This window comes from Streptococcus oralis (genome assembly GCF_001579175.1).
GTDB classification, from domain to species: domain Bacteria; phylum Bacillota; class Bacilli; order Lactobacillales; family Streptococcaceae; genus Streptococcus; species Streptococcus oralis_O.
Map to the genome: position 1 here is coordinate 295,324 of NZ_KQ970759.1, position 10,713 is coordinate 306,036.

At 42.0% G+C, this 10,713-nt stretch carries 12 protein-coding genes; all 12 read left to right on the forward strand.

Annotated elements, in window-relative coordinates:
- Positions 1–878 (forward strand): class I SAM-dependent rRNA methyltransferase (locus tag SORDD24_RS01480; protein ID WP_231082646.1); only part of this gene is annotated, 878 nt, incomplete at its 5' end.
- The gene (gene aroD / locus SORDD24_RS01485) at positions 875–1,552 is read left to right on the forward strand and encodes a type I 3-dehydroquinate dehydratase (RefSeq protein ID WP_049538331.1); all 678 of its coding nucleotides are present in this window, start codon (positions 875–877) and stop codon (positions 1,550–1,552) included. The genes SORDD24_RS01480 and aroD, both read left to right, overlap by 4 nt.
- A complete protein-coding gene (locus tag SORDD24_RS01490) occupies positions 1,542–2,396 on the forward strand; it encodes a shikimate dehydrogenase (protein WP_061406841.1) in 855 nt (284 codons plus the stop codon). Before aroD ends, SORDD24_RS01490 begins: the two co-directional genes overlap by 11 nt.
- 18 nt (positions 2,397–2,414) lie before the next feature.
- The gene (gene aroB / locus SORDD24_RS01495) at positions 2,415–3,482 is read left to right on the forward strand and encodes a 3-dehydroquinate synthase (RefSeq protein ID WP_061406843.1); all 1,068 of its coding nucleotides are present in this window, start codon (positions 2,415–2,417) and stop codon (positions 3,480–3,482) included.
- Positions 3,483–3,491: 9 nt separating this feature from the next.
- Positions 3,492–4,658, forward strand: coding sequence for a chorismate synthase (gene aroC, locus SORDD24_RS01500; RefSeq protein ID WP_061406845.1), 1,167 nt, complete (start codon positions 3,492–3,494; stop codon positions 4,656–4,658).
- 9 nt (positions 4,659–4,667) lie between these two features.
- Complete coding sequence (locus tag SORDD24_RS01505) at positions 4,668–5,771, forward strand: prephenate dehydrogenase (protein WP_061406847.1); 1,104 nt, start codon at positions 4,668–4,670, stop codon at positions 5,769–5,771.
- 10 nt (positions 5,772–5,781) lie between these two features.
- The gene (locus SORDD24_RS01510) at positions 5,782–6,120 is read left to right on the forward strand and encodes a YlbF/YmcA family competence regulator (protein WP_061406849.1); all 339 of its coding nucleotides are present in this window, start codon (positions 5,782–5,784) and stop codon (positions 6,118–6,120) included.
- A gap of 344 nt (positions 6,121–6,464) precedes the next feature.
- Complete coding sequence (locus SORDD24_RS01515; protein ID WP_061406851.1) at positions 6,465–7,034, forward strand: LemA family protein; 570 nt, start codon at positions 6,465–6,467, stop codon at positions 7,032–7,034.
- A gap of 18 nt (positions 7,035–7,052) precedes the next feature.
- Complete coding sequence (locus tag SORDD24_RS01520) at positions 7,053–8,195, forward strand: TPM domain-containing protein (RefSeq protein ID WP_061406853.1); 1,143 nt, start codon at positions 7,053–7,055, stop codon at positions 8,193–8,195.
- Positions 8,196–8,361: 166 nt separating this feature from the next.
- Positions 8,362–9,645, forward strand: a complete 1,284-nt coding sequence (gene aroA, locus SORDD24_RS01525) for a 3-phosphoshikimate 1-carboxyvinyltransferase (protein WP_061406855.1) — start codon at positions 8,362–8,364, stop codon at positions 9,643–9,645.
- On the forward strand, positions 9,638–10,114 hold the full coding sequence (locus tag SORDD24_RS01530; RefSeq protein ID WP_061406857.1) for a shikimate kinase: 477 nt from the start codon (positions 9,638–9,640) through the stop codon (positions 10,112–10,114). Before aroA ends, SORDD24_RS01530 begins: the two co-directional genes overlap by 8 nt.
- On the forward strand, positions 10,111–10,713 hold a 603-nt coding region (pheA, locus tag SORDD24_RS01535), incomplete at its 3' end, for a prephenate dehydratase (RefSeq protein ID WP_231082647.1). The genes SORDD24_RS01530 and pheA, both read left to right, overlap by 4 nt.

A 10,713-nucleotide genomic window follows, 5' to 3' on the forward strand; every position in this document is an offset into this window, starting at 1 on the left:
CCTTTCGCCTTTTTAACCAAGAGGGGGATGGTTTTGGTGGTCTGACTGTTGATCTCTATGGAGATTATGCTGTCTTTTCTTGGTACAACTCCTTTGTTTACCAGATTCGTGAGCTGATAGTAAAGGCTTTTAAGGAAGTCTTTCCTGAGGTTTTGGGAGCATATGAAAAGATTCGTTTTAAAGGTCTAGATTACGAGTCTGCTCATGTCTATGGTGAGAAAGCGCCAGACTACTTTACTGTTTTTGAGAATGGTGTGCTCTATCAGGTCTTTATGAATGATGGTTTGATGACAGGTATTTTTCTGGATCAGCACGAGGTTCGTGGGAGTTTGGTAGACGGTTTAGCCAGGGGTAAATCCTTGCTCAATATGTTTTCCTATACAGCTGCCTTTTCAGTTGCTGCAGCTATGGGAGGTGCTAGTGAGACGACTTCTGTTGACTTGGCCAAACGGTCGAGAGAGTTGTCAGAAGCTCATTTTCAGGCAAATGGACTCAGCACAGACAACCATCGTTTTATTGTCATGGATGTCTTTGAGTATTTCAAGTATGCCAAGCGAAAAGGTTTGACCTACGATGTGATTGTCCTGGATCCGCCGAGCTTTGCCCGCAATAAAAAACAAACTTTTTCTGCAGCTAAGGACTATTACAAGCTGATTTCCCAAAGTCTAGAGATTTTAAATCCGGGAGGCATTATCATTGCCAGTACCAATGCTGCCAATGTTTCCCGCCAGAAATTTACAGAACAAATTGATAAAGGTTTTGCAGGAAGAAAATATCAGATCTTAAACCAATATGGTCTTCCAGCAGACTTTGCCTATAATAAAAAAGATGAAAGCAGTAATTACCTCAAGGTGATTAGTATGAAGGTTAGTAGATGAAATTAATCGTTTCAGTAATGCCAAGAAGTTTAGAAGAAGCCCAAGAACTGGATGCCACACGGTATGAAGATGCCGATATTATCGAGTGGCGTGCAGACTTCCTCGCCAAAGAAGCTATTTTACAGGTAGCGCCTGCAATCTTTGAGAAATTCGCAGGCCGCGAACTGGTCTTTACCCTTCGGACTCGCGCTGAGGGAGGAGAAATCGAACTGTCTTCTGAGGAGTATGTTCAAATCATCAAGGAAGTCACTCAACTTTATCAACCAGACTATGTGGATTTTGAGTACTTCAGCTACAAGGATGTTTTTGAGGAAATGTTGGATTTTCCAAATCTCGTTTTGAGTTACCATAATTTCCAAGAGACACCTGAAAACATGATGGAGATTTTGTCTGAGTTGACCAGTCTTTCTCCTAAAGTGGTCAAGGTATCTGTCATGGCCCATACGGAGCAGGATGTTTTAGACTTGATGAACTACACACGAGGATTTAAAACACTCAACCCTGAGCAAGACTACGTGACCATTTCCATGGGAAAAATGGGCAAGGTATCCCGTATCACTTCAGATGTGACGGGTTCAAGTTGGTCATTTGCTAGTCTGGATGAAGCGAGTGCCCCAGGTCAGATTTCTCTATCAAACATGAAAAAAATTAGGGAGATTTTAGATGAAGCTTGATGGCTACACACGTATGGCGGCTGTCGTTGCCAATCCCATTAAACACTCCATCTCCCCTTTTATCCACAATAGGGCCTTTGAGGCGACAGCTACCAATGGTGTCTATGTGGCTTGGGAGATTGAAGCGGGTGACTTGGCAGAAACAGTCGCCAATATTCGCCGTTACCAGATGTTTGGAATCAACCTGTCTATGCCTTACAAGGAACAAGTGATTCCTTATCTGGATGAGTTGAGTGATGAAGCTCGTTTGATTGGGGCAGTCAACACAGTTGTCAATTATAATGGCACTTTAATTGGATATAATACAGATGGCAAGGGATTTTTTAAGAGCTTGCCTTCTTTTACAATCTCGGATAAGAAAATGACCATTCTGGGCGCAGGTGGAGCAGCCAAGTCCATTTTGGCACAGGCTATTTTGGATGGCGTTAGTCAGGTTTCAGTCTTTGTTCGTTCAGTTTCCATGGAAAAAACAAGACCTTACCTAGAAAAGTTACAGAATCAGACAGGCTTTAAAGTGGACTTGTATGCTTTAGAAAATCTTTCTGAACTGCAAGCAAGGATTGCTGAGTCGGACCTGCTCGTCAATGCGACTAGTGTGGGGATGGATGGCCAGTCGTTCCCAGTTCCAGAAAGCATTAATTTGCCAGCAACTCTCTTGGTAGCAGATATCATTTACCAACCCTTTGAAACACCATTTTTGAAATGGGCTAGAAGTCAGGGGAATCCCACCATCAATGGCCTTGGAATGTTGCTCTATCAAGCTGCAGAAGCTTTTCAACTGTGGACAGGTAAAGAAATGCCGACAGACGAGATTTGGCAGTCCTTGACAGAAAAATACCAATAATGAAAAGGAGAACCTACTATGAAAATCAGAATCGATATTCCGCATCATCCTTATGATATTCAGATTGAAAAAGGTTGTCTATCGCAAGCAGGTCAATGGTTGCGAGAACTCTGGCAACCACAAAAGGTAGTCATTGTGACAGATAACCATGTAGCTTCTCTCTATGCAGAGAAGGTTAAACTCAGCCTAGAAGATGCTGGTTTTCAGGTAGCTGTTTTTGACTTTTTAGAAGGCGAAGAAAGAAAGAATTTAACGACTGTTCAGAAAGTCTATGAATTTCTAGTCAAGCAAGGTCTGACCCGTAGCGATGGGATTGTGGCTCTTGGTGGTGGTGTCGTAGGGGATCTGGCTGGTTTCGTAGCCTCTACCTATATGCGGGGCATTCACTTTGTTCAGATTCCGACGAGTTTGACAGCCCAGGTTGATTCCTCTATCGGTGGTAAGACGGGTGTTAATACTCCTTTTGCTAAGAATATGGTGGGAACTTTTGCCCAACCTGACGGGGTTCTGATTGACCCGCTTGTCCTTGAAACGCTTGGAAAAAGAGAGCTGATTGAGGGGATGGGTGAGGTTATCAAGTATGGCTTAATTGAAGATCCAGAACTATGGGCTTTCTTGACCGAGTTAGACGGTTCTGTTGAGAACATTCTGGAACATGGAGAAACTTTGATCGAACATTCTTGTCAGGTGAAGCGCAAGATGGTAGTTGAGGATGAATTGGACAACGGTGTCCGCCTTTACCTCAATTTTGGCCACACCATTGGCCATGCCATCGAAGCGACTGCCGGCTATGGCAAGGTCATGCATGGAGAGGCTGTGGCCATGGGAATGGTGCAGATTTCCAAGGTTGCTGAGGAAAAAGGCCTTATGCCAGAAGGAATAACCCAGTCCATTACAGAGATGTGTCAGAAATTTGGACTACCTGTTGACTATGAAAACTGGGATGTTGATAAACTTTATCAAGCTTTGACTCATGATAAGAAAGCGCGTGGGAACACCTTGAAATTGGTCTTGGTACCAGAGCTTGGTTCAGCGACCATTCACCCAGTTTCTCTGGAAGAGATGAAAGACTACTTGGTAAAATAAGGAGAACCTATGAGATATTTAACTGCAGGAGAATCACACGGTCCCCGTCTGACGGCTATCATCGAGGGAATTCCAGCAGGCCTGCCTTTGACAGCAGAGGCCATCGATGAGGATTTGAAACGTCGTCAGGGTGGATATGGTCGTGGTGGTCGTATGAAGATTGAGAGTGACCAGGTTGTCTTTACTTCTGGCGTTCGCCACGGGAAGACGACAGGGGCTCCCATTACCATGGATGTCGTCAATAAAGACCACCAAAAATGGCTGGATATCATGTCTGCGGAGGACATTGAAGACCGCCTTAAAAGCAAGCGGAAAATCACTCATCCTCGTCCAGGTCACGCCGATTTGGTTGGGGGTATCAAGTACCGTTTTGATGATTTGCGTAATTCCTTGGAGCGCTCATCCGCCCGTGAAACTACCATGCGGGTGGCAGTTGGGGCAGTGGCCAAACGCCTCTTAGCTGAACTGGATATGGAGATTGCTAATCATGTCGTGATCTTTGGTGGCAAGGAAATCGATGTTCCCGAAAATCTAACAGTCGCTGAGATTAAGCAAAGAGCCGCCCAGTCTGAAGTTTCTATTGTCAACCAAGAACGAGAACAAGAAATCAAGGATTATATTGACCAAATCAAACGTGACGGTGATACCATTGGTGGGGTTGTGGAGACAGTCGTCGGAGGTGTTCCAGTTGGCCTCGGTTCCTATGTCCAATGGGATAGAAAATTAGATGCGCGATTGGCCCAAGCAGTTGTTTCTATCAATGCCTTTAAAGGGGTGGAATTTGGTCTCGGCTTTGAAGCTGGTTACCGAAAAGGCAGCCAAGTTATGGATGAAATTCTCTGGTCTAAAGAAGACGGATATACTCGTCGTACCAATAATCTAGGTGGTTTCGAAGGTGGTATGACCAATGGACAACCAATTGTTGTTCGTGGTGTTATGAAACCCATTCCCACTCTTTATAAACCACTTATGAGTGTGGATATCGAGACTCACGAACCTTACAAGGCAACTGTGGAAAGAAGTGATCCGACCGCTCTTCCAGCAGCAGGTGTTGTCATGGAAGCTGTTGTGGCAACAGTTCTAGCGCAGGAAATTCTTGAAAAATTCTCATCGGACAACCTAGAGGAATTAAAAGAAGCGGTAGCCAAACACCGTGAGTATACAAAGAACTATTAAGGAGTTCCTATGGCAAAAACCATCTATATCGCAGGTCTCGGTTTGATCGGTGCTTCGATGGCGCTTGGTATCAAGCGCGATCATCCCGATTATAAAATTCTAGGTTACAATCGCAGTCAGGCTTCGAGAGACATTGCCTTGGAGCGGGGGATAATTGACCGCGGAACGGATGATTTTGCTAGTCTTGCTCCTCTGGCAGATGTCATCATTCTGACCTTGCCGATCAAGCAGACCATTGCTTTTATTCAGGAGTTGGCAGGTTTAGACTTGAAAGAAGGCGTCATTATTTCAGATGCTGGCTCGACCAAGGCTGCCATTGTGGAAGTTGCTGAGGAATACTTGGCTGGAAAGCCTGTTCGCTTTGTCGGGGCTCATCCCATGGCTGGTAGCCATAAGACAGGAGCTGCCTCTGCCGATGTTAATCTCTTTGAAAATGCCTACTATATCTTTTCTCCATCTAGTTTGACTAGTTCAGACACGCTTGAGGAAATGAAGGATTTACTCTCAGGACTTCATGCTCGTTTCATTGAAATTGATGCCAAGGAGCACGATCGAGTGACTTCACAGATTAGCCATTTTCCCCATATCTTGGCATCAGGTCTCATGGAGCAAACAGCTGTTTATGCTCAAGAACATGAGATGACAAGGCGCTTTGCGGCGGGTGGTTTTCGAGATATGACCCGGATTGCAGAGAGTGAACCAGGTATGTGGACTTCCATTCTCTTGTCCAATCGCGAGACCATCCTAGAGCGGATTGAGGATTTCAAGGACCGTTTAGATGAGATTGGTCAGGCTATTAGCAAGGGAGAAGAAGAGCAGATTTGGAACTTTTTCAACCAAGCGCGTGAGCAACGTCAGGCCATGGAAATCCATAAACGTGGTGGTGTGGATAGTTCTTATGACCTCTATGTCGATGTTCCCGATGAAGAAGATGTTATCTTGCGGATTTTGGAATTGCTACGTGGTACTTCTTTGGTTAATATCCACATCAATGAGGAAAACCGTGAGGATGTTCACGGGATTCTCCAAATTTCCTTTAAAAATGCTCAGGATCTGGAACGAGCTGAGCGCTTAATTTCAGAAAATACGGACTACACAGTCGTCATCAAATAAGGAGAAAATCATGTCAAATATTTATGATAGTGCAAATGAACTCAGTCGTGGCTTACGCGAATTACCAGAATACAAGGCGGTTAAGGCGGCAAAAGATGTCATCCAAGCAGATGAACAAGCTAGCAAGATTTTTGCAGATTACCTTGCTTTCCAGCAAGAAATCCAAGTCATGGCGCAAACTGGACAAATGCCAGATGCTTCTTTCCAAGAAAAGATGGAAGACTTTGGAAACAAGATTCAAGGCAACTCTCTCCTGTCAGCCTTCTTTGCCAAACAGCAACAACTTTCGATTTACCTTTCTGATATTGAAAAAATTGTCTTTGAACCAATTTCAGAATTGCTAAAATAAGAAAATTATTTTGCTCATTATTTATAGGTATTTTTTTAAGAGAATTTTTATTATTGGTAACTACTGTATCAGCTAGAGTTATTAGCATGGTCTGTTTAATAATGATTGTGGGTATGGATGTCTTTACTAATCAACAACATACAAAACCAATTAAATAGGCTATTGAAAATCATAACTATAATACAAAACGAATTTGAAAGCTTCTAACTGTTATTTTCAACTTCAATTGATAAGTTAGGAATTTTTGATGAGATAATAAATACAAAAAAATTACGAAAAAGAATGAAATTTTTATTATCAATAAATCTTAGTTAAATGATGAACAATAGAAAATAGGAAATAATATGTCAAAAAAACTAATTGCTCTAATCGGAGTTCTTGTAGGAATTATCTTCATCAGTTTTATAGTGTTGACAAGTTCGTACAACAGTCTTGTAAGTAAAGATGAATCTGTGAAACAAGCAAACTCGAAGATTGAAGTGGCACTTCAACGTAGGGCTGACTTAATTCCAAATGTTGTAAATTCTGTAAAAGGGTACATGAAGCACGAAGAAGACATCTTTACAAAGATTGCAGATGCTCGTTCTAAGATTGGATCAGGAAATAAAGAAACAAAAAATGAAGGAGAGAGCGAATTAACGTCTGCTATTTCTCTATTGCTAGTTGTTCAAGAAAATTATCCTGAGTTAAAAGCCGATACACAAGTGTCTTCTCTAATATCAGAGCTTGAGGGAACTGAAAATCGTTTGTTTGTTGCTCGTAAAGATTACAACGATACTGCAACAGAATATAAAAAGACCATTAGACGTTTTCCTACTAATATGATAGTTGGTTTGTTTGGTTTCCAAAGAGCTGAGTTAATTGAAGCAGAGAAAGATGCAAAGGTTGTCCCTAAAGTCAATTTAACTGATTAGTCTTGTGGGGTATCTCCTATGAAAAAGTTATTTTTACTCTTAATTACTCCTTTATTCTTTTTTATGCCTCTAGTGGCGGCTAATATAGCTGTTCCAGATCGTCCTTTAAATGGTATTTACGATCCTAACGGTTATTTAACCACTAGTGTTGCAGAAACGTTAGAGAGTATGAATGCTAGAAGTGAAACCCAAGTAGGTATTTACATTGTAGATACCCTGGATGATTCCAGTATCGAAGAGGTAGCCAATGAGGTTGCACGCAAATGGAAAATTGGGAAACAAGATTCCAACAGTGGAATTTTAATCGCTATTGCTATAAAGGATAGGAAGTTTCGTATTGAAACATCCAACGAAGCAGCAATTTGGCTTCCTGACTCGAAGGCTAGTTCTTTACTAAATGATTCGAAGCCTTACATGAAAGAAGGGAAATATACTGATGCTCTTAATAGAATTCTAGTAGGTATCTCTAAAGCCGAATCTGGGAAATCTGAAATCATAAACAAGAAAGAGAATAAGAATACTCAGCTTCCAAAAAGCTTAAAATACACAGCAATAATTATTGCATTCCTTAGGATATGCTTTAACTACATTCCGTTATTTATCTTGGTTTATGTACTTTTAGCAACTTGCTTCGATTACTTAAAAAGATGTCGCTTTTCTAAGTATGAGTATGAGGGAAAGGGGAAGCTGTATCCAGATTTTCCTAACTTTGTACCTAACGATACATGGACTGAAGAACGTAAAACGGACTATAAAAAAAATAAGCGTTTAATTAGGTCTCAGTATAACTACTCTGGATATAACAAACTATATCCAGACTCAAAAGGTTTTCTGCCTAATGATACTTGGACTACATTACTGATAGAAGCATACTACGCAGAAGTTGAAAGAAAGCAACTAGATAGGCTGAACCGCTCTCAATACTCTTATAATGGGAAGGGAAAACTCTATCCAAACGATAAAGATTTTGTGAAGAATGCTTCTTGGACTTCTGAGCTCAAAAAAAGCTACTATGCTTCACAAAGAGTACAGTCAAGTTCTTATGGTAGATTAGATTCTTCCACATCTGGATATGATACTGGTAGTTCTAGTTCATCTTGGTCTTCTGATGATTGGGATGGCGGAGGATTTGATGGTGGTGGCTCTTCAGATAGCTGGTAAATTGAAAATGAAAAAAATTGCTATTAAAGATCTTTAGGTTGAAATAAATCAAAAAGGTAAAAGTTTATTAAAAAATATTTTTAACTATCATAAAGTCAGAAATTTTTAAGAAGTTTCTGACTTTTTGTGATAAAATAAGAAAAGTATTGCAAGTATGAGGTCAACTATGAAACTAAAAACAAACATTCGCCACTTACATGGCAGTATCCGAGTTCCAGGTGACAAGTCTATCAGCCACCGTTCGATTATTTTTGGAAGTTTGGCTGAGGGCGAGACTAAGGTTTATGATATTCTGCGTGGCGAGGATGTGCTCTCAACCATGCAGGTTTTTCGTGACCTTGGTGTTAAAATTGAGGACAAAGATGGGGTTATTACCATTCAAGGTGTAGGCATGGATGGCTTAAAAGCTCCGCAGAACGCCTTGGATATGGGGAATTCTGGCACCTCGATTCGCCTGATTTCAGGTGTCCTTGCTGGTGCAGACTTCGAAGCAGAGATGTTTGGAGATGATAGTCTTTCTAAACGTCCTATGGATCGTGTGTCGATTCCATTGAAAAAAATGGGCGTTAGCATTTCAGGGAAAACAGAGCGAGCCTTGCCTCCTCTGCACTTGAAAGGTACTAAAAAACTAACACCAATTCACTATGAGTTGCCAATCGCCTCTGCCCAAGTCAAATCTGCCTTGATGTTTGCGGCTTTGCAGGCTCAGGGGGAGTCTGTCATTATTGAAAAAGAGTGTACTCGAAACCACACCGAAGATATGCTACAGCAATTTGGTGGTCAATTAAGTGTGGACGGAAAGAAAATCACAGTCCAAGGGCCGCAAAAACTGACCGGACAAAAGGTAGTTGTCCCAGGTGATATTTCCAGTGCAGCCTTTTGGTTAGTTGCTGGTTTGATTGTTCCAGAGTCTCGTGTGGAACTTAAGAACGTTGGTATCAATGAAACACGCACAGGGATTCTTGATGTCATTCGCGCCATGGGTGGAAAACTAGAAATAACTGAAATCGATCCAGTCGCTAAATCCGCAACTCTGACGGTTGAAACTTCAAACCTGAAAGGGACAGAAATTAGTGGAGCCTTGATTCCACGTTTGATTGATGAATTACCAATTATCGCCCTGCTTGCTACCCAAGCAGAAGGAGTGACGGTTATCAAGGATGCAGAGGAACTTAAAGTCAAAGAAACCGACCGCATTCAAGTGGTAGCGGATGCTTTAAATAGCATGGGCGCGGAAATCACACCTACAGCAGATGGAATGATTATCAAAGGGAAATCCTCCCTTCATGGTGCTAGAGTCAATACCTTTGGTGACCATCGTATCGGAATGATGACGGCCATCGCAGCCCTCTTGGTTGCTGATGGAGAGGTGGAACTTGACCGTGCAGAAGCTATCAATACCAGCTATCCTAGCTTTTTTGATGATTTGGAGAGCTTGATTCATGGCTAAGGTATTACTCGGATTTATGGGGGCTGGTAAATCCACAATCGCAAGAAGCTTGGATCCAGACTACCTTGATATGGATGCCTTGATTGAGAAGCGCTTGGGTATGTCTATTGCGGAATTTTTCGCTGAAAAGGGAGAAGAAGCCTTTCGTCAGATAGAGTCTGAAGTTTTAGCGGACTTACTAAAAACAGACCGAGTTGTGTCAACTGGTGGAGGAGTGGTCGTTTCTCAGAGAAATCGTGACTTGCTCAAACAAAATCCTGATAACATTTATCTAAAAGCAGATTTTGAAACCCTCTACCAACGTATCGCAGTTGATAAGGACAATCAACGGCCGCTTTTTCTAAATAATAGCAAGGAAGAACTGGCAGCTATTTTCCAAGAAAGACAAGCTTGGTATGAGGAAATAGCCAGTCAAGTTCTGGATGTGACCAAGTTAAGTCCAGAGGAAATTATAGAGGAACTGAGATGAAAATTGCCTATCTAGGTCCCAAGGGATCTTTTTCTCACCACGTTGTGCAGACTGCTTTTCCTAATGAGGAATTACAAGCCTTTGCCAATATCACAGATGTTATCAAGGCCTATGAACAGGGCTTGGTGGACTATTCTGTGGTGCCAGTTGAAAACTCTATCGAAGGCAGTGTGCATGAAAGCTTGGACTATCTTTTTCATCAGGCGGACATTCAGGCTGTTTCAGAAATAGTACAACCCATTCATCAGCAACTGATGGCAGTTCCTGGTCATACTAAGATTGAAAAGATTTTTTCGCACCCTCAAGCTTTGGCCCAAGGGAAAAAGTTTATCGATGAGCACTATCCAAAAGCCCAGCTTGAAGTGACGGCAAGCACAGCCTATGCAGCCCGCTTTATCGCTGAACATCCAGACCAGCCTTTTGCGGCTATTGCGCCTAGAAACTCAGCTGCTGAGTATGGTTTGGAATTGATAGCAGAAAATATCCAAGAAATGGAAGCCAATTTCACTCGTTTTTGGGTTTTAGGGTTTGAGATTCCCACTATCCATATGCAAACACAAACTGAAAAAATGAGTTTGGCCTTAACCTTGCCGGACAAC

Excerpts from the sequence above, each read along its gene's own strand:
- aroA (WP_061406855.1), top strand. The coding sequence starts at position 8,362 with ATGAAACTAAAAACAAACATTCGCCACTTACATGGCAGTATCCGAGTT.
- SORDD24_RS01510 (WP_061406849.1), top strand. The coding sequence starts at position 5,782 with ATGTCAAATATTTATGATAGTGCAAATGAACTCAGTCGTGGCTTACGC.
- SORDD24_RS01520 (WP_061406853.1), top strand. The coding sequence starts at position 7,053 with ATGAAAAAGTTATTTTTACTCTTAATTACTCCTTTATTCTTTTTTATG.
- aroD (WP_049538331.1), top strand. The coding sequence starts at position 875 with ATGAAATTAATCGTTTCAGTAATGCCAAGAAGTTTAGAAGAAGCCCAA.
- SORDD24_RS01490 (WP_061406841.1), top strand. The coding sequence starts at position 1,542 with ATGAAGCTTGATGGCTACACACGTATGGCGGCTGTCGTTGCCAATCCC.
- aroB (WP_061406843.1), top strand. The coding sequence starts at position 2,415 with ATGAAAATCAGAATCGATATTCCGCATCATCCTTATGATATTCAGATT.
- SORDD24_RS01530 (WP_061406857.1), top strand. The coding sequence starts at position 9,638 with ATGGCTAAGGTATTACTCGGATTTATGGGGGCTGGTAAATCCACAATC.
- SORDD24_RS01505 (WP_061406847.1), top strand. The coding sequence starts at position 4,668 with ATGGCAAAAACCATCTATATCGCAGGTCTCGGTTTGATCGGTGCTTCG.
- SORDD24_RS01515 (WP_061406851.1), top strand. The coding sequence starts at position 6,465 with ATGTCAAAAAAACTAATTGCTCTAATCGGAGTTCTTGTAGGAATTATC.
- aroC (WP_061406845.1), top strand. The coding sequence starts at position 3,492 with ATGAGATATTTAACTGCAGGAGAATCACACGGTCCCCGTCTGACGGCT.